22 protein-coding genes are annotated in these 23,451 nt (G+C 28.0%); 5 read left to right on the top strand and 17 right to left on the bottom strand.

The genetic code is table 11. The features are described from left to right. The first annotated feature begins 3 nt into the window (after positions 1–3). Complete coding sequence (locus LXN10_RS08555; RefSeq protein WP_375722627.1) at positions 4–1,104, top strand: response regulator; 1,101 nt, start codon at positions 4–6, stop codon at positions 1,102–1,104. Positions 1,105–1,131: 27 nt separating this feature from the next. Beyond that, positions 1,132–1,488, top strand: coding sequence for a sirohydrochlorin chelatase (locus LXN10_RS08550; RefSeq protein ID WP_375722626.1), 357 nt, complete (start codon positions 1,132–1,134; stop codon positions 1,486–1,488). Between the two features lie 33 nt (positions 1,489–1,521). Here LXN10_RS08550 and LXN10_RS08545 read toward each other — a convergent pair whose 3' ends face one another. Then, a complete protein-coding gene (locus LXN10_RS08545) occupies positions 1,522–4,077 on the bottom strand; it encodes a methyl-accepting chemotaxis protein (RefSeq protein WP_375722625.1) in 2,556 nt (851 codons plus the stop codon). 176 nt (positions 4,078–4,253) lie between these two features. Between LXN10_RS08545 and thiD the strand changes: the two genes are divergently transcribed. The 3 genes from thiD (at position 4,254) to LXN10_RS08530 (ending at position 6,918) form a co-directional block, all read left to right on the top strand. Next, complete coding sequence (gene thiD / locus LXN10_RS08540; RefSeq protein ID WP_375722624.1) at positions 4,254–5,027, top strand: bifunctional hydroxymethylpyrimidine kinase/phosphomethylpyrimidine kinase; 774 nt, start codon at positions 4,254–4,256, stop codon at positions 5,025–5,027. Between the two features lie 95 nt (positions 5,028–5,122). Continuing rightward, a complete protein-coding gene (locus tag LXN10_RS08535; RefSeq protein WP_375722623.1) occupies positions 5,123–5,386 on the top strand; it encodes a hypothetical protein in 264 nt (87 codons plus the stop codon). A 242-nt stretch (positions 5,387–5,628) separates the two neighbouring features. Next, entirely contained in the window at positions 5,629–6,918 is a 1,290-nt protein-coding gene (locus LXN10_RS08530) for an ABC1 kinase family protein (RefSeq protein WP_375725335.1), read from the top strand. A 1-nt stretch (position 6,919) separates the two neighbouring features. Here the strand turns inward: LXN10_RS08530 and hemH are convergent, their stop codons facing one another. From hemH to LXN10_RS08450, 16 genes are all read right to left on the bottom strand, one after another. After that, positions 6,920–7,852, bottom strand: coding sequence for a ferrochelatase (hemH, locus tag LXN10_RS08525; RefSeq protein WP_375722622.1), 933 nt, complete (start codon positions 7,850–7,852; stop codon positions 6,920–6,922). After that, positions 7,849–8,304 carry an SRPBCC family protein gene (locus tag LXN10_RS08520; protein ID WP_375722621.1) on the bottom strand — a complete coding sequence of 152 codons (456 nt, stop codon included), beginning with the start codon at positions 8,302–8,304 and terminating at the stop codon, positions 7,849–7,851. Before LXN10_RS08520 ends, hemH begins: the two co-directional genes overlap by 4 nt. Continuing rightward, a complete protein-coding gene (locus LXN10_RS08515; RefSeq protein ID WP_375722620.1) occupies positions 8,301–8,834 on the bottom strand; it encodes a glutathione peroxidase in 534 nt (177 codons plus the stop codon). The genes LXN10_RS08520 and LXN10_RS08515 overlap by 4 nt, the downstream gene beginning before the upstream one ends. Positions 8,835–8,900: 66 nt before the next feature. Next, positions 8,901–9,611 (bottom strand): LytR/AlgR family response regulator transcription factor, encoded by a 711-nt coding sequence (locus tag LXN10_RS08510; RefSeq protein WP_375722619.1) that lies wholly within the window; start codon positions 9,609–9,611, stop codon positions 8,901–8,903. Then, positions 9,608–10,597 (bottom strand): sensor histidine kinase, encoded by a 990-nt coding sequence (locus LXN10_RS08505; protein ID WP_375722618.1) that lies wholly within the window; start codon positions 10,595–10,597, stop codon positions 9,608–9,610. The genes LXN10_RS08510 and LXN10_RS08505 overlap by 4 nt, the downstream gene beginning before the upstream one ends. Continuing rightward, positions 10,584–12,002 (bottom strand): phytoene desaturase family protein, encoded by a 1,419-nt coding sequence (locus LXN10_RS08500; protein ID WP_375722617.1) that lies wholly within the window; start codon positions 12,000–12,002, stop codon positions 10,584–10,586. Before LXN10_RS08500 ends, LXN10_RS08505 begins: the two co-directional genes overlap by 14 nt. After that, complete coding sequence (locus tag LXN10_RS08495; protein ID WP_375722616.1) at positions 11,989–13,320, bottom strand: cryptochrome/photolyase family protein; 1,332 nt, start codon at positions 13,318–13,320, stop codon at positions 11,989–11,991. Before LXN10_RS08495 ends, LXN10_RS08500 begins: the two co-directional genes overlap by 14 nt. 68 nt (positions 13,321–13,388) lie before the next feature. Continuing rightward, positions 13,389–14,519 (bottom strand): PepSY-associated TM helix domain-containing protein, encoded by a 1,131-nt coding sequence (locus tag LXN10_RS08490; RefSeq protein ID WP_375722615.1) that lies wholly within the window; start codon positions 14,517–14,519, stop codon positions 13,389–13,391. Between the two features lie 14 nt (positions 14,520–14,533). Next, complete coding sequence (locus LXN10_RS08485; RefSeq protein WP_375722614.1) at positions 14,534–15,631, bottom strand: alpha-hydroxy acid oxidase; 1,098 nt, start codon at positions 15,629–15,631, stop codon at positions 14,534–14,536. 1 nt (position 15,632) lies between these two features. Continuing rightward, on the bottom strand, positions 15,633–16,313 hold the full coding sequence (locus LXN10_RS08480; protein WP_375722613.1) for a Fe2+-dependent dioxygenase: 681 nt from the start codon (positions 16,311–16,313) through the stop codon (positions 15,633–15,635). A gap of 46 nt (positions 16,314–16,359) precedes the next feature. Next, a complete protein-coding gene (locus LXN10_RS08475) occupies positions 16,360–18,648 on the bottom strand; it encodes a catecholate siderophore receptor Fiu (protein ID WP_375722612.1) in 2,289 nt (762 codons plus the stop codon). A 119-nt stretch (positions 18,649–18,767) separates the two neighbouring features. Then, positions 18,768–18,902 (bottom strand): hemin uptake protein HemP, encoded by a 135-nt coding sequence (gene hemP / locus LXN10_RS08470; RefSeq protein ID WP_375722611.1) that lies wholly within the window; start codon positions 18,900–18,902, stop codon positions 18,768–18,770. Between the two features lie 113 nt (positions 18,903–19,015). Continuing rightward, a complete protein-coding gene (locus LXN10_RS08465) occupies positions 19,016–20,227 on the bottom strand; it encodes an ABC transporter permease (protein WP_375722610.1) in 1,212 nt (403 codons plus the stop codon). Then, complete coding sequence (locus LXN10_RS08460; protein ID WP_375722609.1) at positions 20,227–20,931, bottom strand: ABC transporter ATP-binding protein; 705 nt, start codon at positions 20,929–20,931, stop codon at positions 20,227–20,229. Before LXN10_RS08460 ends, LXN10_RS08465 begins: the two co-directional genes overlap by 1 nt. Beyond that, the gene (locus LXN10_RS08455) at positions 20,924–22,177 is read right to left on the bottom strand and encodes an efflux RND transporter periplasmic adaptor subunit (RefSeq protein WP_375722608.1); all 1,254 of its coding nucleotides are present in this window, start codon (positions 22,175–22,177) and stop codon (positions 20,924–20,926) included. The genes LXN10_RS08460 and LXN10_RS08455 overlap by 8 nt, the downstream gene beginning before the upstream one ends. Before the next feature lie 5 nt (positions 22,178–22,182). After that, on the bottom strand, positions 22,183–23,370 hold the full coding sequence (locus tag LXN10_RS08450; protein WP_375722607.1) for a TolC family protein: 1,188 nt from the start codon (positions 23,368–23,370) through the stop codon (positions 22,183–22,185). Positions 23,371–23,451 lie beyond the last annotated feature (81 nt).

Genomic DNA, 23,451 nt, shown 5'->3' with positions numbered 1-23,451 from the left:
TAAATGTCTAATTTAAAAGCACTAAAAGAGATTGCAAAAGATTTATCAGCACTAATAGTAGAAGATAGCATAGCTATTCAAAATCAAATGAGAATATTCTTAGAAAAACTTTTTTATAAAGTTTATGTGGCTAAAGACGGACTTGAGGCCTTAGAGATTTGTAAAAGCTGTAATCCTAATATTATATTAACAGATATTCAAATGCCTAAAATGAATGGTTATGAATTTATAGAAAATCTTAACAAAACAAATCACTCTTCTAAAATTGTAATTTGTTCTGCTTATGGTTACTCAGAAAATATAGAAAAATTTTTAGAACAAGGAATTACAGATTTTATTCAAAAGCCTGTAAATTTTGATCAATTAACAAATACATTATTGAAAGTTATAGTTGGGGGAAAAGATGAAGATGATTTTGAAGATGAATTATTAAAAGATTTAGTAATTCTAAAAAAAAGTAATGCACCAATTACTTTAATTAATCACTATAAGGGTTTGCCTTTTATTCATGAAGGAATTATTACTTTCGTAAAAGAAGATAGTATTAAAATACAAACACTTAATGTTCAAGTAAAAGCTATACTAAAAGAGAAAACTAGCATTATTGAAACAAATAGCGCTACTATAAAGCTTAGATTAAAAGAGTATGATAAACAAAATAATGAGTTAATCTTTAATAATTTAGAAAAACTAGAGCACTCACCTAAAAAAAGAGAAGTAATTAGGGTCGTTCCAGATGAAGACTTTATGGCTTCAGTTTTTAAAAAAGATTATAGATACGCTTTCCCTGTATCAACCATATCCACAAAAGCTATCTCTTTTGAGGTCAAATTTTTTGATGAAAAAATTAAACTAAATGAAAGTGTTAATTTGACGCTAAGCTTTAATACATATTATGGCACTTCATATCATGATACGCAAACACATAAAGAAAGAGTTGATTCAAAAGCGACTGTTTTAAAAATAGAGAAATTAGAAAATAATTTAACTAAAATAGTAATGCTTCTTGATTTAAGTATTGCAAATAAAAAGATTCTAGAGAAATATATTTATCAAAGAGAAGTAGCTATAGTAGGAGAATTCAAGCAAATAAGCCTTGAATAAATAATAGTTATAAAAACAAGGAAAACAATGAACGCATTAGTACTAGTAGCCCATGGCAGTAAAAAAGATAAATCAAATCAAGAGTTTAGAGATTTGGTAGAAGAAATAAGAAACCTAAATTCAAATAAATATGAAAAAATAGAAACTGCATTTTTAGAATTTGCTAAACCTTCTATTGAAGAAATTGTAAAGCAATTAGCTTCAGAAAACATTACTGAAATTAGTCTTTATCCCTATTTTCTAAACTCTGGTAAACATGTTGTAAGTGATATTCCAAATATAATTAACCAGTTAGAAATCAACTACCCAAATATAAAGTTCAAACTATTTTCACACTTTGGTTCATCACAAAAAATAAGTGCAATAATATCAGAAGAGATATAAAATAAATCTATATCTCTTCTTAATGATTAACTATTAAAAACTTTCCCATTCATCATCAGAACTACTTTGACTTTTGATTACTTCAACTTTTGGTTTAGATTCTTTTAAAGTAGTAGTCGCTTTTTTTACTTCTTTATTTTTATCAGAAGATTTTTCTACTTTTTTTACTTCTACTTTTTTTGCAGGAATAGTAACTTTTGGTATCTCATAATTAGAAACTTTTGCTTTTAAATCATTTTTCCCTCTAAACTCTTTTTCATTTGTAACCGTAACAATAAGTTTAGCTAACTCATCAGTTTCAACAGCAATTGAGTGAGTTGTGTTAGATATAGCAACATTTTCTTGTGTTTGTTGGTCTAATCTATTAACAGCATCATTTATTTGCTCTATTCCAGCTCTTTGTTCTTTTGATGATTCTTCAATCGATTGTATTGTTTCTGTTGTTTTTTTGATATTTAGATGTAGGATTTCATAACCTTTAATCATCTTATCAGTTCCCTCTTTACCAGCATTAGTTTTCTGTGTTGCATTTTCAACTAAGGCTTTTATCTCTTTTGCTGCATCTGCACTTCTTGATGCTAGATTTCGAACTTCTGCTGCAACAACTGCAAACCCTTTTCCAGCCTCACCTGCAGTTGCAGCTTCAACTGCAGCATTTAGTGAAAGAATATTTGTTTGGAAAGCTATTTGGTCAATTAATACAATAGCATCAGCAATTGCTTCTGTTTGAGTATTAATTTCATCCATTGCAATAACAGTAGATTCAGCTAAAGTTTTACCTACATTAATTGATTCAACCAATTCATTAGAATATGTTGCCATTGTAGAAATATTATTTGTATTACTAACAATTGCAGAAGTTATCTCTTCTAATGCTGCTGCTGTTTCTTCTAGAGAAGCGGCTGTTGAAGTAGAGTTTCTATTTAATATATCAACATTTTTAAGTAGAACATCAGAACTTGCATCTAATGTTAAACCATTTTGTTTATTCTCTTTTAACATATTATTAATAATTTCTGACAACTCATTTATAGCTACTTCAACTTTTCCTTGAGCATTTTCTATATTTCCTCTAAAATCAAGTTTCCCATAATCTGCTAAACAACCTAAGATAATGTTTGTATCTTTACCAATATTAGTTTCAAGATTATCTAACATTTCATTAAGTTTATTTTGAAGTTTTTGTAAAGACTCATTTTCTGTTCTTTTTTCAACTCTATTAAATAAATACCCTTTTTCAATTTCTCCAACTACTCTTGTAACATCTTGAATTAATTCATCATCTTGTTTAATTAAAGATTTTGTTTTTCCTAGATTTTGATTTATGATTTTTGCCATTGCACCAATCTCATCATTTGCTGAATCATCAAGATTGTCCACATCTGGTTGCTCTTTATTTAAATATTTAAAGAATCCTAATAATCCATCTTGGAATTTATTTAAAGGCACAAAAATAGATTTGTTAGATAGTATTGCCATAATTATCGCTAAAATAATCATAATAATAAAAATAATTACACAATTTCTTATAATTACTGATTTAATTTGAGCCTCAGTTTCATCATGCATTTGTAAAATTTTATCTTCAATATCATCTACATAAGCACCTGTTCCTATTATCCAATCCCAAGGACCAAATTTTTGAACATATGAGAATTTAGGTTGTGCAGCTTTTTTACCAGGTTTTGGCCATGTATATTTAACTAATCCACCCTCTTCTTTTGCATTAGCAGCTTTAACAATTTCTCGATACAAATATTTACCATTTGAATCTTTTAAATCATACATACTTTTGCCTTCTAAGGCTGGTTTTATAGGGTGTAATACTACAACATGATTTGAATCATTAATCCAATAATAACCATCTTTACCATATTTCATTTGGGCTATTGCCGCTAATGCTTCTTTTTTTAATTTATCAGTAACATTATCAACATATTCACCTGTTCCAACAACCCAACCAAATGGTTCAAAAAGTTTTACAAAAGATACTTTCTCTTGAGGTTTTTCAAATCCTGGCTTTGGCCAAACATAATCAACAAATCCAGAGCCTGATTTTTTTGCAACTTGTGCAAATTCATAGAAAATTCTTTTTCCACCTTTATCTTTATATTCAGCCATATCTTTACCATCTAAAGCTGGTTTTATAGGGTGCATAACAATTTTCGCATCTAAATCATTTATCCAAAAATAACCTGTACTTCCATATCTAGCTTTTTCTACAGAAGTTTTAACAATACTCTTAAGTTCTTCTTCTGAAACTTTCCCTTTATACTTTTCATACTCCCCTTGCATGATTGATAACATAAATTCAGTTTGTTCTTTTAATTTAGCTTGAACTTCAACTTTTATTTTTTCAGGGGCTGTTCTTTCATAATAGGATTCTACTGTTTTCATAACTAAAGAAACATAGTTCTTTAATTCCTCTTCTTTTGTAGCATAAGCATTTTCTTTAAATTTTTCTATTACAGTTGCCGATGTCTCTTGTAAAGAAACAACTGATTGCACAAGCATAACAGCAGAAACAATAACTATCGAACTTATAACTATAAGTAAAAGTCTTGCTTTTATCGATAATGATTTTAACATTAAATCCCCTTTTGTTTTTTCTTCATAATTTGTAGCCAAATTGTAGCATAAAAACCTTTCCTTTTATTAAAATAAGTTTAATCATTATTTTTACTATATTTTTTTTACCTTTTGTGTTTCTTATCCTACCATAATGATAAATTCAATAGAATTAAGAACTAAATAAAGGAAATAAATTGAAAGTAGTATTAACAATAGCAGGAAGTGATTGTAGTGCAGGAGCAGGTATTCAGGCTGATTTAAAAACCTTTGAGGCATTTGGTGTTTTTGGTTGTAGTGTAATTACTGTTTTAACTTCGCAAAATACAAAAGGTGTAACAAATATTCAAGAAATAAGCCCCTCTTTTATTAAAGATCAAATTGATGCAATTTTAGATGATTTTGATGTGGCTTGTATAAAAATTGGTATGCTTTTTTCAAATGATATTATTGATGTGGTCAGAGATTCTATAAAAGATTTAGATATACCTATAGTTTTTGACCCTGTTTTTATTTCAAAAGCTGGTTCAAAGCTCTTAAATCAGGATGCAATAGAAAACTTAAAAACTCTATTTGCATATTCAAAAGTTACTACTCCAAATTTGTATGAAGCAAAAGAACTTTTTGGGAATGATGCATTAAATAATATTTCAAATATACCTTGTGAAGTTCTAATAAAAAACCATACAGAACAAATAGATAATAAAAAAGTTTCTATAGATATATTATTTTACAAAAATGGGCAAAAAAAGATTTTTCAATCTGATTTTATAGACACCTCAAATACCCATGGAACAGGTTGTAGTTTTTCAAGTGCAATTGCTGCAAATTTAGCTCTTGGGAAAACACTTGAAGAATCAGTTCATATTTCTAAAAAATTTATTTTTCATGCAATAAAAAATGCTCCAAATCTAGGTTCAGGAAAAGGTCCAATTGCCCATAAATTGGCAGGAGAAATTATTAGTATTTAGATAACTTTAAAGATACTAATTAACATTTTTTCACTACCAAGGTATATATTATTATTTTATAATATAAAATAATAAAAATCTAAAAGGATATCAAAATGCTAAAAGAGTTATTAAATACAGGCTTTGGAGCAGCAGCCATTATCAGAGAAAAAGTTGAAGAAGAGATAAAAACCTTAGAAGAAAAAGGTAAATTAAAAAAAGATGATGCAAAAAGTTTTTTAGAATCCCTTGAACAAAAAGGTAAAGATGAAGAACAAAAAACAAAAGATGAAATCAAAAGAATATTAAAAGAAGTAATTGATGAACTAGGACTCGCTACAAAAGAGGACTTAGAAAAACTAAAAGAGGATTTAAAATAAATAATTATTCACCAAAAAGAGTATTAAGTGTATTTCTTTTTTTATTAACTATTTATTTAGTTATAAAAAGAAAAGATAGCTTTTTATTTTTAAAACCCCTTAAACCAAAGAAATTAAAAAATACTATTGTTGATTTGGGGGCTAGTTTTATAAAATTAGCTCAAGTATTAGCTACTAGATCTGATTTTTTCTCACAAGATTATCTTGATGAATTAAAAAATCTCCATGACCAAATCCCTGCTATGAATGATAAAAGTTATGAAAAGATTTATAATAAAGCCTTTCTTAATCTTAGTTTTAAAAGCTTTGATAAAAAAGCCATAGCTTCAGCCTCAATAGGTCAAGTTCATATTGCATACTTAAATAGTGGAGAAAAAGTTGCTGTAAAATTAAGAAGAGATGGGATAAAAAAACAAATCTTAGCAGATATAAAAATCATCAACTTTTTTAATTTTTTATTTAAACCATTGTTTTCACACTATACAAAAAACTCTATTGAAGCTGTTATTGTCGAGTTTTCAAAGATGATACAAGAAGAAGTTTCTTTAAATAAAGAGTTATCAAATCTAAAAAAATTTTCCCATGTATATAAGAATAGCGGTATAAAATTTCCAAAACCTTATGAAGAGTATTGTAGCGATGATGCTATTGTTATGAGTTATGAAGAGGGATTTAGATTTGATGATAAAGAAAATATTTTTAAACACAAAATAGATTTTAAAAATATCATTGCAAAATTAGTTGATTTTTATACTACTCAAATGCTTATAAATGGATATTTTCATGCAGATCCACATCCTGGGAACTTGCTTGTTAATAAACAAGGTGAACTAATCTTACTAGATTTTGGAATGGTAAAAACTGTGCCAACTGAAAAAAGAATAGCAATAATTGAGTTAATAAAAGCAGCCAATGAGCAAGATTATGAACTCTATATTGCTGCAAGTAAAAAATTGGGAACGATTTCGTATGAAGCTCCAACTTCAGAACTTGCAGAATTTACTTCAAATATGTTTGATATATTTTCAAATGATAACTTAAGTAGTGAATCTATGCAAAAACTTGCCTTTGAAGTTTTAGAAACTACTAGAAATATGCCTTTTAAACTTCCAAGCGATGCTATTTATATCTTAAGAGTAAGTGCCATTGTAGAAGGACTTGGAACCACTTATATTGAGAATTTTAATGGTATAAAAGATATCTTACCAATCTTGCAAAATAATCTTCCAAAAGCTCTTGGAGCAAAAGATACAATTACTGAGACAATTATTGATGAAGTAAAAGATTTACCATTTTTTGTAAAAGAGTTGAAAAATGTAGTAAAAAAAGCAAGTGAGGGAACTCTACAAATTGAGGTTTCAAATAATCAAATAGAGTACTTAGCAAAAGAGTTAAAAAGTTATGTAAAAGGAATTACAAACTCTTTAATTCTAATTCTATCTAGCTTTTTTATTCTTTTGTATGACAAAGATTTAAAAAGCTTTGCCTTGGTATTATTTTTAGCAGGTATTATAAAACTATTTTATAAATAGTCTATACTGCCTGTTCAAAAAGCTCACTTAATGCTTCCATAAACAATGGATGATGATTTGGAGCTTTTGCCACTCTGTAATCTTTGATTCCAACCTCATCCGCTATCTCTTTATACTCTATTACAAGTTCAAATTCTGTTTCTGAATTATCAACTGTAAAAGATATAGGATAAACTAAAACCTTTTCACCTAACTCTCTTAACTTATCATCCATATAAGGTCTAAGCCACTCCATAGGACCTAGTCTTGATTGGTAAGCCACATGTATTTTTTTGAATTTTATACCTTGTTTTTCTAACTCTTTTTTTGCACACTCAACATTTGCTAAAATATGTTTTTGGTATAAATCACCTTTATCAATAAGTTTTTGAGTAAGACCATGAGCTGAAAAAACCAATTCAAACTCTTCAGAATCATCACCATTTAGTCTCTCTTTTATTCGCTCAACTATTGCTTTATTATATTTTTCATTATCATAATAACTATCTATTGTCTTAACTGGTACATTTATTTTTGCTTTTTTTAAAGCCTTTTGGAAGTCTTCAATTGATGATTTTGTAGTTGTACTTGAATAGTGTGGATACATAGGAAAGGCAATAATTTCATCATACTGTTTTAACTCTTGTACAACTTCTTTTGAAAATGGTGGAGTATATCTCATAGAATAAAAAACATCACTATCTTCTATGCTCTTATTTAATCTTCTAACAAGTCTTTTTGTATGTCCAACTATTGGAGACATACCACCAAGAAGTGCATAATTTTTTTTAGACTCTTTTTCTCTTTTACTTGTAATTAAAAACCCTATCATCGCTCTTATTGGTTGGGGAGCACCTATTATATATTTGTCATTGAACATATTTGTCAAAAAAACTTTTACTTCATCTAAATTATTTGGTCCGCCCATATTCATGAGTACAACTGCTTTTTTCAAGCTTTATCCTTCTTTTCTAATATCAATTTTGTTTGTTTATGTCTATATGAAAACATATTATCAAGTTGTTTTTCCATAAAACCAGAAAAAATATTTCCTATAATTCCAAAGGGCATTTCATACTCAATCACATCTTTTAATTCACAAACATTACCTTTTTTTGTAAATATATGAGAATGTCTCCAAAATTCAAAAGGCGACTTAACAGCTGTATCTACTAACATATTTGGTTTTTTAATCAGACTAATTTCAACAGCCCAAAGAGTTGGTACACAAAATTTCGTAGTTTTTATTTGTAAAACTTTGCCTTCAGCTGGCACAAAGTCTTTACTTAGAAGTTCTACTTTTGTATCTTTTGGAGTAATCTTTTTTATATTATTTGAATCTAAATGAAACTCAAATAATTCATCTAATGAGCAAGAGATGAGTGATGTTTTTTCGTATCTTTTCATAATAACTCTTTTATATCATCTTCGATTTCACTTGGATTTGTTGAAGGAGAGTATCTTTTTATTACTTTTCCATTTCTATCAACTAAAAACTTTGTGAAATTCCATTTTATAAGACCTGTACCAAATAGACCTGATTGAGATGATTTTAGATATTTATATAAAGGTGAAGTATCATCACCATTTACATCTATTTTAGAAAACATGTCAAATTTTACTTGATAAGTCAATGAACAAAATTCTTTTATATCTTCATTTGTTCCTGGTTCTTGATTCATAAATTGGTTACAAGGAAAACCTAAAATACTTAAACCTTTTGAAGAATATTTTTCATGTAACTTTTCTAAACCTTCATATTGATAAGTAAAGCCACATTTACTAGCAACATTGACTATTAACATAACTCTATTTTTATATTTTGATAAAGATATTTCTTTATTGTCTATGGTTTTAACTTTAATATCATAAATTGATGTTTGTGAAATTCCCAGTATTGGAATAAAAAAAAGTAGTGTTGATAATAATTTATTCATAATAATCCTTCTATTTTGGAAAGTTTATCATCAAAATAAAAGGATTAGTAGTAGTTTTTTGTCAGTTTAAAGACTTCTTCTTTCTAAATATTCTCTAAATTCTTTAGCTCCATCTTTAGAACTTGTAACTACTGAATCAATATGTTCAAAGCTAATAGTCAATTTTGATTGTTCTACACTCTCCATTGACTTTATTTTGTCCACATTTACAATGATTGAACGATGGATTCTAAAAAACTTCTTTTTATCTAAAAGTTTTTCTAAATCACCAATCTTTCTTTTTACATATACATCTGCATCTTTTATACGAACAAGGACTTCATCAAGGTCTGCTTTTATAAAATATATATCATCAAGCTTGATTAGATATATCTTATTTCCTCTTTTTCCTAAAAGTTTTTCATCACTTGATTCATTTGATTGTTTAAAACTTTTAATTTTTTCTATTACTCTTTTTATATCATCACTTTCTATGGGTTTCATTAAATAATCTATTCCACCAATTTTAAAAGCCTCTATTGCATACTCACTATACGCTGTTTGAAATACTATAAAAGTCTTAGGTTCCATTGACAGAATAATATTTGCAAGTTCCAAACCATTCATTTGTGGCATTGATATATCCAAAAAGACTACATCAAATTTATTCTTTGTAGCTTCCACTAAAGCAAGACTTGGAGAATCAAAACTTACAATATCTTCTATTCCCTCTTCATTTAGAAGTCTTGTTAATCTACTAAGAGCTAGCTTCTCATCATCTACTATCATTACTTTCATCTATTACTCCTATATATTGTAAACTTCATTTTATCATTTTCTATTGAACTTTTTAAATACCCAATTTTCAGTATTTGTAATCTTTTTTGTAAGTTATTTAATCCTACTCCAAAAATAACTTTTGAAGTAATCTTTCCACTATTTGTTACTTCTATTTTTTTATCATTTACATTTACATCAATAATTAAACTTCCACCTGTAAAACCATGTTTTATTGCATTTTCTACCAAGAGTTGTATTGAAAATTTGGGTAAAAGCATATCATAGTATTTTTCATCACAATTTAAATTAAAAACTATTTTTTCATCAAATCTTATATTTTCTATATGCAAATATGTATTTAACATATCAATTTCACTTTTTAAATCAATCAAACCTTTTTTTGTAATTGCATTTCTTAAAAACTTTGATAATTTTAAAACTGATTCTTCTGCTTTTTTCTGGTCTTGATAAATTAGTTCAGAAATAGAATTTAAAGCATTAAATAAAAAGTGAGGATTTAACTCACTCTCCAAAGCTTCTAATTTCGTCTGTAAAACTTCACTATGGGCTATTTCATTTTTATATTTCATTGAGATGAACTGATGCAATATTAAACCAATCAAAAAAGTCAATAGTCCAATAGTAAAACTTATATCTAACCAATAAAAAGATATGAGTTTTACTATTGGGTATGTATCATCAAATAGAAAAAATGTTAAGGAAAAGCCACACCAACCAGCTAAAAAAGAGAAAATGAAACTAATAAAATACCAATACTTTTTTTGAATATTTGGCAAAATATAAAAGTTTGAAATAGAGATAAATAAAAAGGAAAAAAAAGAGATAAAAAAAGCACATGAAGTACTAAAAGCTATAGTTGAAAAATATCTAATCTCTTCATTTATATAATAAAAAACTAAAGAAATCAAAAAACCAAAGAATATTCCTATAATGATTATATAAAGCCAATCTTTATAAGAAATTTGTAATTCAAAGCTTTTCATTTAGTTCCTTGTTTAATATACTAGCACCTAAAGCAACTCCTGGCCAACCTTGACCAGCAAAGATTGTATCTCCAACATTATATAAACCCCTAAAAGGCGTTCGACAAGAGGGAACTTGCAAAGCTGACTTTACATTTATAGCTCTTCCTCCACAATTTTCTCTTCCAATAAATCTTTGAAAAGTCAAACTAGTAGCAGAAAATATTTTTGTTATTTGTTCTAAACTTATGTTATCAAAATAATCTAAAAAATGCTCTAATATAAAGTTTTGAGTTAACTCTTTTTGTTTTTTATAATCTTCTTTTGATAAGGCTTTCCAAGTACTAACTTTTGTATGAGTTGAGATAGTTATACTATATCCATTTTGGCTCATCTTTTCATCACTTAGTTTTGAAAAAGAGATAAAAAATGAGTTAGAGATACAATTTGGAATATCAATTTTTAAAATGATTTGATAGTGTTCTAAAAACTCTTTTTTACTATCAATTGTAAGATAAGTTGTAAAGGCACTTTGATCACTAAATTCAAACTTTTCATAATAATTTTTTATTTTTTTATCAAAAAGATTTTTGCTATCATAAATAGTTGTATTTAGCACAATATTTTTTGCTTGATATTCACCTTTTGATGAATTAATCAAATAATAATCTTTTGACTTTTTGATTCTTATTATCTCTTCACTTTTGTGAACATTTACCTCTTTTAGTATTTCTTCTATAATTGAACCCATGCCATTATTTACATAAAATACTTTATGAAAAGGGTAGGCTAATCCTAAGGCCATGGATAATAAAGAAACATCTTTTGATTTACTTTGAACGGTAATAAGAAGTTGAGCATCTATAAAACTTTGATACTCCTGTGTTATGTCTCCTAAAGTCTCTTTAATAAATGAACTTGCACTTTTAAGTAAATCCATCTTAAAAACTTTTATCATATCTTTAAAAGTAGCCAAAGATTTTATATAAGATTTTAGACTATATTTTGCAAAATGTATATCTTTGATTTGCCAAAACTTTTCATCAATATCTTTTATTTTTTCCCAAAAAATTCTATTATTTTCATTTGGATAGTTTTCTTGTATTTGTAACAAAAATTCTTCAAAATTTCTAACTCTATCTACTACTTTTTTATTTTGTATTGTTCTTATTGCAACTTTTGATTCAAAAATATCTGGAACATATTTGATTTTATCAAACATATTTTTTATAATATGATTTTCTTCGTATCCTACAAAAGTTGTAGCTCCTGCATTATAATAATTCCCAAATCTTTTAAAAGTACTAGCACAACCTCCTAGATTAGAATCTTTTTCAAAAAGAATATGATTTTTATCTTTATTTAATGCTGCTATTAAAGCCCCACCAATTCCTGAGCCAATTATTGCTAAATCATACTTTTGCATTTTTTGCCTCTTTAAAAACTCTTATTGCTCTATCTCTTGAATATTTCATCTGTACTATTGGACTTATATATTTATCTTTTAATGCACCCTCTACATGTATTAGTTTTGCATCCACATCTTTAAGTTCAGGAATCACACTTTTTATAAAAGTAGCTTCTTTATCGAACTTTCCTGATTGTAAGTATGGATTAAAGATTCTAAAATATGGCACACTATCAGCCCCTGTACTTGCAGCCCATTGCCATGAGCCAATATTTGAACTTGCATCATAATCAAGCAATTTTTTAGCAAAATATTGCTCACCTTTTTTCCAATCAATAAGTAGATTTTTACATAAAAAAGAAGAGACAATCATTCTAAGTCGATTGTGCATCATACCTGTTTTATTAAAATGACGCATCGCTGCATCTATTATGGGAACTCCCGTTTTTCCTTCACACCACTTTTGAAAATCTTCTTCATCTTCATTCCAAGAGATTTCAATACCATTCCAATTTTCATTCTCACTATTTGGAAAATGAAATAAAATATAATTATAAAACTCTCTCCAAAAAAGCTGTCTTATAAAAACTTCACTATTTTCTTTATCAAATTTTTTTATTTCATTAAAAATCATTCTAGCAGATAAGGTTCCAAATCTTAAATCAACTCCTAAATTTGAAGTTCCATCTTTATAAAATATATCTCTATTTTTTCCATACTCTTGAACTTTTTCTTTAAAATCATTTAGTCTATTTTGTGGTGTTTTTTCTAAAAACTCTGCTAAATCAGCTCTTTTAAATCCTAACTCTTCTAAAGAAGGAGTTTTATTTTCATATTTATATAGTTTTTGATTTTGATTTATTTGGGCTTCTCCTATTTTATCTGAGGAACTCAACCAAGATAATGATTTGTAAAAAGGAGTAAATACCTTATAAGGTGTTCCATCTTTTTTTAGGTTTTTTCTGGGATTGATTAAAAATGAGTCTAAATATCTTTTTAAAGGTATTATTTCATTTATCTCTTTATCTCTTTTTATAGCATATGAATCAAAATCACTTGAACACAATACTTCATCAAAGCCCTCTTTTTTAAGCTTCATAAAAACATTTTTAGGAGTATCATTAAATATGTATAAATCTAATCCAAGTTCTTGAAGTGATTTTTTTAAAGTTAATACTGCCTCATAAATAAAAGTAACTCTTTTATCATCAATATCTAGTTTTTCTAAAATATTTTTGTCAAAAATAAATATGGGCATTACTTCATTGGATGCTTTTTCTAAGATTTTATTATCTTGTGTTCTTAGATCTCGTCTAAACCAAAGGATTTGTTTCAAAGCTATTTTCCTAGTTTTTATTTATATTACTAAGAAAAATAGCTAGTTAGTAGGTGTTTTTTGTTAGATTATATTTTTTTAGCTGATTTTTTATTTTTTCTTTTGAAGTACATCATAAAACCAGTTATTGTAAATAGTACCATCAGTAAAGATGATAGTCCTAATATTCCTTGAACTAAAAGACCAAAATATTCTCCTGTATGAAGAGGAATAATACTTCTCATCAACCTATCATTTAAGGCTTTATCTTCAAATTTATCATTTTTTATTACTTCATTTGTTTTTGTGTTTAGTGTTATTTCACTTCTTGCTCTATCATGAATGGCATTTTTTGCAAAATAACTTATTTTTGCTACATCACTTTTTTTGCCAATTTGCAAAGTAGCATTTTCATACTCTTTAACATTTTTATTAAATAATTGAACTGTTTTCTCTACATCATTATTTGATAGATAAACTATAGTTTCAGCTTTGTTGTTTTTTGGTGCTGGCATTCTTTTTTGTCGTATAGGTTTTTCAACTCCTGAGACTTTGTATAAACCATCTTTTACCCAATCATATGTCATAGCAACACCTGTAATACATAATAATAAATAAAAAGGTATTACCCACATCCCAATTGCAAAGTGCATATTAGATAAAAATGCTCTTTTTTTATCCTTAAAACTAAAAATAAAACTTTTGAAAAATGAGTTTTTTATTCTTTTCCAATAGACATATATCCCACTAAACATAAGTACTAAAAGTGCAAAGGTAGAGATTCCGCTTAGTTGTTTCCCTACTTCTCCAATTATTAATCCCCTATGAATTCTTTCGATAAGTTTAAAAAATGAATATCCTTGGGTACTTGGTAAAACTTCTGCCGTATAAGGATTTACATAATAATTTATTCCTCTTCTTGCTAGTTTTCCCTCACCATTAGATTTTACATTAATAACTACAGATCTATTCTCATCACTTGAAAAACTAAATGCATTTATTTTTGCATCAGGAAATTTTTGCTCAAACTTTTCTAATATCTCTTTTGAAGATAGTCTTTTTGTACTTGGAACTTCTACTACATAACTATCTTTGTTTATATATTTTAATATCTCTTTTTGATAAGATAACATTGCTCCAGTTATTCCCATAATTAGTAAAATAACTCCAGCTGTTAAACCCAAAACCATATGCACTTTAAATAAAAATTTTTTATGCATTTAAATCCTTTTTTCTAAAATAAAATTTCTTTTGTAATATTTTTAAGGGTTTTACATCCCGTAAGTGCCATAGAGATTTCTAACTCATCTCTTAGTATTTTTAAAATATGTGCTACACCTAAAGCTCCTGATGTAGCAAGGGCAAACATAATTGGTCTACCAATCAAAACAGCACTTGCTCCAAAAGCAAGAGCTTTTATAATATCTGTTCCTCTTCTAATCCCTCCATCTAATAAAACTGGGATTTTTCCATCAACTGCTTCAACAATTTTTGGCAAAATATCAATTGTTGGAACAAGGGTATCTAAAGTTCTTCCCCCATGATTTGAGACAATAATACCATCAATCCCAAGTTCAAGTGCTTTTTTTGCATAAGAGGGGTGAGTAATACCTTTTAAAATAACTGGTAATTTCGTATTTTCTTTAATAAATTTTATATCTGTCCAAGTAGGAGAATGAGCCATAACCCCATCAAAAATGCTACTTTGAGTTGATTTTAAATCTAAAGTTAATTGTTTCATTCCTCGTAAATTTATAGCTTCTATATGAGAAGGTAAACAAAAGCCTGCTTTTTGCTCTTTATTTCTAATTCCTGCAATTGGAGCATCTATTGTAATTACTAGTGCTTTATATCCTAAGTTTTCAGCTTTTTTTATTAAAAACAAATTGTCATTCATATCAATTTGCATATATAATTGAAACCATAAAGGTGAATTGGAATGGGAGCTTACTTCTTCCAAAGAAGTACTTGAAAAACCACTTACCAGCATACAGGCTTCCATGGCATTAGCAGCTTGAGCACTTGCAATTTCACCATCACCATGAACTAATTTTTGATATGCAACAGGAGCTAAAAAAATAGGATGGGCATACTCTTGCCCAAATAGATTTAACTTTGTATTCCCACTTTTTACATCTTCTAAAGTTCTACTTAGAAGATGTATTCTATCAAAGGCTTGCTTATTTGCCCTATAAGTGATTTCATCTGCTGAAGCACTTGAAATATAAACCCAAGCATTTTCATCTAATCTAGATTTTGCAAAGCTTTCATAATCATCAACACAAACAATTTCATTTGGTATGTAATCTAGTTTTGGTTCTATAATATTCACTCTAAATTTCCGCCCATTCTTGAATTAACTTATGATAATGAATAGATAGATTTACAGCTTCTTGTGTCTCTCCATGCTTAGCTCTTAAACTTTGAATTGTATTATCAAGTTCAAATAATATACTTCTTTTCCATGCATTTCTTATCATACTTTGAGTCCACATAAAACTTACCATTCTTACACCGCTGACAACTGGTTCAACTCTATGTAAACTAGTAGAAGGATAAAGTATCAAATCACCTGCTGGAAGTTTCACTTCATGTGTTCCAAAAGTATCTTCTATAATCATTTCTCCACCTTCATACTCTTCAGGTTCTGTAAAAAACAAAGAGCAAGAAATATCAGTACGAAAGTTTTTACCAACTGTTGTATCATATAAAATTGAATTATCAACATGATTCCCATAGGCACCACTATTTTCGTATCTATTTATAAAAGGTGAAATTATATGATTTGGCAAGGCAGCTGAGACAAAAAGAGGATTTGATTTTAAAGTAGAAGTAATAATATCTCTTAAATGTTTTAACAAAGGATCATTTTCGGCTAGTTGTAGATTACTTTTTACATTAACAGCTTGACTTCCAGCTGTTAGTTTTCCATCAATCCAAGTAGCTTCATCTAAGAGTTTTCTACACTCTTTTATTTGTTCCTTTGTTAATACATTTGGTATGTGTAAAAGCATTTTATTCCTTTTTATAAACTAGTCCCTCAAAAGGGACTAATCTTGATTAAAATTTATAACTATATGTTAATAGAGCTGACCTTGCAGCTCCTGGTGTATATCTAAATCCATCTTTATTGGTATTTGCAACATACTCTTCATCTGCAAGATTATAAACATTTAACTGCAAAGATGAATGTTTATCTATTTTATATGAAGCCATTGCATTAAATACTAAAAAATCATCTATTTCAGTTAATCTTCCATCTACAGGAGTATTTTGTCCTGATTTAGATGAAGATACTTTTTGTTCACCCATATATGTGGCACCTAACCCAACAGTAAAGGCTGGCGTAAAGTTATAAGTACTCCATAAAGTTGCACTCCAATCAGGTGTAAATCTTAAAGCAGCATTATCGTCACTTCCTCCTTTACTTTTTACATCTGTTTTATCTTTTGCGAAACCTGCACTAATTGATAATTTATCAGTAACTTGTCCAACAACTCCTAACTCAATACCTTTAACCTCTTTTTCACCTTCTTGAGTATATGTTCCATCGTCTTCTTTTGTTACTTGATTTTTTACTAAAGTTCTATATACTGCTGCTGTAAAAGATAATCTATTATCTAAGAAATCCCATTTTGTACCTAATTCAGTTGTTGTTGATTCTTCTGGGTCTTTATTTGGATTATCTAAACTACTATCACGAGTAGAATAACTTAAAGTATTTCCACCTGGTTGTAATTGGGAAGTCGCATGAGAAATATATACGCTTCCATTTTCTAATGGCTTATAGACAAGACCTAATTTCCAACTTTTTAAAGTACCACTATCTTTTTCATTAACTTGTGAAATTGTTGCAGCACCTCCTCCTCTTGGAGTAGTAACATTTGTCCCTGATTGTTTTAATTCATATCTATCAAGTCTTCCTCCCCCTATCAACATAAACTTATCAGTTAAAGAGATAGAATCAAATAAATACACACCTACTGTTTCCACTTCACCCACAATATTTTTAGGACTAAAAGATAAATCTACTCCAGAAATAGTAGCACTTGGATTTGGATTATAAACGCTTACTCTATCGTTTGTCCCTGCACTCTTATATGCTTTTGTTGTTTTTTTCTCTTTTATATACTCTAATCCAGTACTTAAACTATGTCCAATAGAACCAGTTTCAAATTTTGATGAAAGATTTGTTTTATTTACAAAAACTTCATTTTTTTCCCATTTTTGATTCATAAATCTTTGATAAGTCCAAGTACTAGGGTCTGTAACAGAACCAAAAACATCATTACCAGAAAATCGTAGTGCTTTTATAAGCATTTTCTGTTCAGTTTCCGTATATTTTGTAATATTACTTAATGTCATATTGTCAGAAAAATCATGCTCAAATAACAAACTATAAGTATCAGAAGTTGACTTCTCAAAATCAGAATCACTTCCATAATAGTTTTTCCTATCTACTTCACTTGGAGTAATTCCAGCAGCCTCTAAAGCAGAAAAATGCACACTATCTAAACCTATAGTTGGAATTCCACCATCAGGAATATCATCTTGTTCAAATCTTTCATAATTGATTGTAGTTCTTGTGTTTGTGCCAATTCCAAATCCCAATGATGCAGCAATACCTGTTCTATCTATTTCTACAACATCTCTTCCAGCCACATCACCTTTTTGTTTTAATAAATTTATTCTTAAACCAGTTGTTTCATTTAATTTTTTATTAATATCCGTTGTAACTCTTCCATTTTCACCCGTACTGTATCCTAAACTTATCTCTGCAGCATCTTTGTTTTTAGGAGATTTTGTTACTTGATTTATATATCCAGATGAAACACCTCTTCCATTATCAGCACCAACCGCTCCTTTTGTAATCTCTACAGCTTCTGTATTATACATATCTTTTACAGAGTTTGAACTATCTCTTACCCCATCTTTATAAATACTTGATTGGGTATCAAAACCTCTCATCATAATATTATTTTTTTCATTTGTATTACCATTTTCACCTAAGTTTAAAGTGATACCAGGAGTATTTCTTAAAGCCTCTTGTAGTGTTGTTGCTTGTTGTTCTTTTAATACTTTTTCTGTTACTACAGAAATTGTTTGGGGTGTATCAATTAAATCTTGTGTGATTTTTGATGAAGAAGATTTATTTACTTTATAACTATTAGTATAGTTTTGCTCTTTCTCTTTTGTTTCTACGATATCTATTGGTAAAACGGTAGGGTTTGACATATTTGCATCTGCATTTAGCATAATAGGACTTGATAACAATACACTAGCTGTTACAACTGAAGCACCTAGGTAACTCGATGTTTTGTGTTTTTTACTTACGATATATTTTTCCACTCATTTCCTCCAAGAAATAAAAGTTTTAAATAGAAAATAGATTTGACTATTTAAAAAGATTTGATTTGATTTTTGGCTGGCTATGTGTAGAAGATTTACTTTTGCTGGCTAGATTTAATTTATTTTGTGAGTATTAACTTATTTGCTTTTGTGATTTTTAAATAATAAACTTGTCCATCATGTATGATTTGTACAGAGGTTCCTCTTCTAAAAATCTCTTTTGATTCAATTTTTTTATCTTTATTCTCATGCATATTAATACCCCATTTATATTTGTAAACACTAAGTTAACAAAATATTAATGGGATATTAACTCAAATAAGCTTAACTTTTAATTAAAATTGATAATCGTTATTACAATCATATATTATTCATATCTTAGTGCATCAATTGGGTTAAGTCTTGCTGCTTTTCTTGCAGGAAAATACCCAAAGACGACACCTATAAGAGTAGAAAAGAAAAATGCAATTAGAATTATTTTTTCATTTATTATAAATGGTAAATCAAAAGATGAAACACCAATATATCCTATACTAATACCTAATATTATTCCAATAATTCCACCAAGTGTAGATAAAACTATAGCTTCAACTAAAAATTGAAGTAAGACTTCACTTTCCATTGCACCAATTGCAAGTCTAATACCTATTTCTTTTGTTCTCTCCGTTACAGATACAAGCATAATATTCATAATACCAATACCCCCAACAAGCAAACTAATCGCAGCAATTGAACCTAATAAATATGTAAGCATTTTCGTAGTTGATGTCATAGATGAAAGTAAGTCTTCCATATCTCTTATATAAAAGTTATCACTTTCACCTACTTTTATAGCTCTTCTATCTTGCATCAAAAGTTTTATATCTTCTTTAGCTTTTTTTATATTTTTATTTGAATTTACAGAGATAACTATTGATTTTACATCTTTATTACCTTGTATCTTTCTTTGTAACATTCGTAAAGGAACAACAACTATCTCATCTTGATCTTGACCAAAGGTTGAGGCACCTTTTGATTCTAATACTCCAATAATATTGCAAGAAAAGTTTTTTAGTCTTATTTTTGCACCCACTGGATTCTCATCTCCAAATAGCTGTTTTACTATAGTTGTACCCAAAATACAAGATGATTTTCCACTATTTAATTCACTCTCATCAAAATATCTTCCATCTTTTAATTTCCAATCTTTTATAACAAAATAATCATTATTTGTTCCAACCACACTTGAAGTATAACTTTTATTTAAATAGATTAAATTAACCCCTGTACTATTATCAGGTGCCACTGCTTTTAGATTATCTATTTGATTTTTTATGGCAGTGACATCATCAAGCTTAAAAGGTTTTGCACTATTATCAGTTCGTGGTCCTCCTCTTCTTTCTTGCCCAACACGAAGTATTAACATATTTGTTCCAAGCTTTTCAATATTGGCTTTTACACTTGCTGTCGTTCCATCACCTAGCATTACCATACCAATAACGGAAGCGACTCCAATTACTATTCCCAAAACTGTTAAAATAGATCGTAATATATTTCTTCTTATCTCTTTTATGGCAATTAAAAAGGCTTTTAATAACATTATTTAAATCCTTTTTTCAAACTATCATCAATATGTCCATCTCTAAAATAAATTATTCTATTTGAATATGCTGCCATATCCTCTTCGTGTGTTATCATAATAATTGTAATATTCAACTCTTCATTTAACTGTTTTAACAAATTTAAAATCTCAACACTTTTTATACTATCTAAGTTTCCAGTTGGCTCATCGGCTAAAAGTATCAAGGGGTCTGATACCAAAGCTCGCGCGATTGCTACACGCTGTTGTTGTCCTCCAGAAAGTTGAGAAGGAGCATTGTTAGCAACACTTTCTAAACCTACTTTCTTTAAGGCATCCATTGCTAGCTCTTTTCTTTGTTTAGCAGGAACTTTTCTATATATCAACGGTAACTCAACATTTTCTAAAGCACTTGTTCTTCCAAGTAAATTAAAACCTTGAAAAACAAAGCCAATATAATTCTTTCGTATTAGTGCCAATTGATTTCGATTTAGTTTTTCAACATTTATATTATTAAACAAATACTCTCCACTACTTGGAGAATCTAAACATCCTATTATATTCATAGAGGTGGATTTACCACTTCCACTTGCCCCCATAATTGAAATAAATTCTCCTTTTTTTATGGCGAAATCAATTCCATTTAAGGCATGAGTTTTAGCTTCCCCTTTTCCATAGGTTTTGACTATATTTTTAAACTCAATTATTACTTCATTTTCATTCATTATCACTGCTTTGAGAAACAATTACTTCATCATCAACTTTTAAGTCAGTTGATTCAATACTTGTCAGAGTGCCATTTGTATCTAATACTTTTACTCTTACTCTTTGAGGTTTATTATCTTTTAATATCCACACTATACCAAACTCTTTTTTATTTACATCTTTTGCTTCTCTTTTCATCATAGGTCGTTTAGGACCTACTAAACTTGTTGTTGATTTTTTATTTGTTATTACTGGTTTAAATCTTAATGCACTGTTTGGTACAAGTAGTTTATCTTTTGATTCTTTTGTGACAATTTCTGCACTTGCAGTCATTCCTGGTCTTAAAAGTAATTTTTCATTATCTACAAGCACTACAGTTTCATAAGTAACCACTCCATTTACTTCTACAGGATTTAATCTAACTTGTTTTATTGTACCTTTAAATGTCTCCTTAGGATAAGCATCAACTGTAAAGGTTACTTTTAAACCTTTTTTTATATCTGCAACATCAGCTTCATCAATGCTAACCACTAAATCCATTTTTGATAAATCTTTTGCAAGAGTAAATAATACAGGAGTTGACATAGATGCGGCAACTGTTTGACCTACCTCTACTGCTCTATTTAATACTATTCCATTTATAGAAGATTTTACAACTGCTTTATCAAGATTTTGCTCATCAGTTTTTAAATTAAACTCTGCTTGTTTTACTTTTGCTTCCATTGAATCATATGCAGAAAGAGCACTTTCATAATCAAATTTTGATTCATCAAGTACATTTTTTGAAGGATATTTTCCATTTGATTGTTCATACATTCTTAAGGTTCTTGAATAAGTTAATTTTTTACTTTTTACATTTACTTCATTTTCTTTTAAATTTGCTTTTGCAATAGTTAATGATGCTTTTGAACTATCTACTTGTGATTGTAATTTTGTAGTATCAAGTTTCGCTAATATTTGCCCTACTTTAACTTCATCATTAAAATCTACATATATCTCTTTTATTGTTCCAGAAACTTCAATCCCAATATCAACACTATTGGTTGGTTTTAAGTTTCCTGTTGCTGAAACTAAGACTTCTAAATCACCTCTTTTTATTTTTGAAGTATTATAATGAATCTCTTTTTGTTGATTCTTATTAGCGATAAAATAATAATAACAAATCCCCCCAACAATAAATAAAGAAATAAGAACTATTAAAATAGTACTTTTCTTTGATTTCTTATCTTTATATTTATCTAAATCATTTTGTAAATTTTCATTCATTTGTTTTATACCTTCGTTTTAAAATATAGTTTTGAATATTGAAGTTTTATATTAATTTCATTGATTGCTAAATCATATTCATTTATTTTCTTTGTGTTTTGTAATATTTCTAAATCATAATCAGCACTCATACCTGAATCATTTGAGCTTTTATTTGCACTAATAAGTTCAGTATACAAAGTTAAGTTGTCTTTTATGACTTTAGCTTCTTTTTCATAAGTATCAATTTGATTTAAGATTTGATCATATTCGTATTTTGTTTGCTCTTTTATATCATTTAAATTTAGTTTTTGTTTAAGAAGATTTAGCCTTGATTCTTCAAGTGTAGAAGATTTGTTTATATCATACAAAGGCATAGAAGCATTTAAAGAAATACTACCATTTCTTGAAGTAGTGTTATTATCACTTACCATATCTTCATTTTTTGAATAAGAATAATTTGTTCCTAAAGTAACTTTGGGAAGATAAGAACTTTTCAATTTTTTGTAAGAACTATCCAATGATGCCACTTGTGATTTTTCATATTTTATATTTAAATTGTTTTTTATAAAATCTTCTTTATTTATACCTTTAAAATCAAGCAACTCTATTTGACTATATTTTAAATTTGTATATTTTGAAAGCTCATACTCTTTGTCTTTTAGTGAGTTTTCTGTTGCTATATTTTGTTTAAACTGACTGTTTTTATCAATAATTGCATCATTTAATTCAGTAATATCAGCATTTCCTGCTTCATATTGAATTTTTTTTAGTTCCAATTGAATTTCTTTATTTTTTAAAGAGTATTTATTTTGTTCTATTTGGATTTTTAATTGTTTTATTTGTAATAATGTTTCGTAAATAGTTTCTAATATTGTATTATTTTCCATTTCCCAATTAATCAAATCAGAATCTAAAACATCCTTTGCATTTTTTATTGTAAATTCTATTCCACCTGATTCATATATAGATTGAGTAAATCCTATTGAAACACTTTTTGTCAAACTATCACTTTGGGATGAAAAAGAATGCCCTCTATTTAATCCAGAACTTAAATTAATGGGCGATACCCAACCTTTATTTGCTGAGTTGTATTTTTCTTGTATTCTTTGTTTTTCTGTTTGCCTTAATTGTTTTTTGCTATCTTTTAAAATACTTAACTCACCAGCATTAAGTAGTGAACAAAAAATTAACACAATAATTAATTTATACAAAAAGTCCCCTTTTTTTAGTTTGCATTATATTAAAAAATATTTAATAGATTATTAACAAATTAATTAAGATAATTATTATCA

This window comes from Arcobacter iocasae (genome assembly GCF_042214795.1).
In the GTDB taxonomy this organism is placed as follows: Bacteria; Campylobacterota; Campylobacteria; order Campylobacterales; family Arcobacteraceae; genus Arcobacter; species Arcobacter iocasae.
Note: the sequence above shows the minus strand (reverse complement) of the source record. Positions and strands in the feature narration are given on the sequence as shown.

What these genes read in the sequence shown, in the direction of transcription:
- LXN10_RS08510 (WP_375722619.1), bottom strand. Translation starts at nt 9,611, where the DNA reads ATGAAAGTAATGATAGTAGATGATGAGAAGCTAGCTCTTAGTAGATTA.
- LXN10_RS08545 (WP_375722625.1), bottom strand. Translation starts at nt 4,077, where the DNA reads ATGTTAAAATCATTATCGATAAAAGCAAGACTTTTACTTATAGTTATA.
- LXN10_RS08520 (WP_375722621.1), bottom strand. Translation starts at nt 8,304, where the DNA reads ATGAAAAGATACGAAAAAACATCACTCATCTCTTGCTCATTAGATGAA.
- LXN10_RS08555 (WP_375722627.1), top strand. Translation starts at nt 4, where the DNA reads ATGTCTAATTTAAAAGCACTAAAAGAGATTGCAAAAGATTTATCAGCA.
- hemP (WP_375722611.1), bottom strand. Translation starts at nt 18,902, where the DNA reads ATGCATGAGAATAAAGATAAAAAAATTGAATCAAAAGAGATTTTTAGA.
- LXN10_RS08480 (WP_375722613.1), bottom strand. Translation starts at nt 16,313, where the DNA reads ATGCTTTTACACATACCAAATGTATTAACAAAGGAACAAATAAAAGAG.
- LXN10_RS08550 (WP_375722626.1), top strand. Translation starts at nt 1,132, where the DNA reads ATGAACGCATTAGTACTAGTAGCCCATGGCAGTAAAAAAGATAAATCA.
- LXN10_RS08515 (WP_375722620.1), bottom strand. Translation starts at nt 8,834, where the DNA reads ATGAATAAATTATTATCAACACTACTTTTTTTTATTCCAATACTGGGA.
- LXN10_RS08460 (WP_375722609.1), bottom strand. Translation starts at nt 20,931, where the DNA reads ATGAATGAAAATGAAGTAATAATTGAGTTTAAAAATATAGTCAAAACC.
- LXN10_RS08505 (WP_375722618.1), bottom strand. Translation starts at nt 10,597, where the DNA reads ATGAAAAGCTTTGAATTACAAATTTCTTATAAAGATTGGCTTTATATA.
- LXN10_RS08530 (WP_375725335.1), top strand. Translation starts at nt 5,629, where the DNA reads ATGAATGATAAAAGTTATGAAAAGATTTATAATAAAGCCTTTCTTAAT.
- LXN10_RS08490 (WP_375722615.1), bottom strand. Translation starts at nt 14,519, where the DNA reads ATGCATAAAAAATTTTTATTTAAAGTGCATATGGTTTTGGGTTTAACA.
- LXN10_RS08465 (WP_375722610.1), bottom strand. Translation starts at nt 20,227, where the DNA reads ATGTTATTAAAAGCCTTTTTAATTGCCATAAAAGAGATAAGAAGAAAT.
- LXN10_RS08500 (WP_375722617.1), bottom strand. Translation starts at nt 12,002, where the DNA reads ATGCAAAAGTATGATTTAGCAATAATTGGCTCAGGAATTGGTGGGGCT.
- LXN10_RS08455 (WP_375722608.1), bottom strand. Translation starts at nt 22,177, where the DNA reads ATGAATGAAAATTTACAAAATGATTTAGATAAATATAAAGATAAGAAA.
- LXN10_RS08535 (WP_375722623.1), top strand. Translation starts at nt 5,123, where the DNA reads ATGCTAAAAGAGTTATTAAATACAGGCTTTGGAGCAGCAGCCATTATC.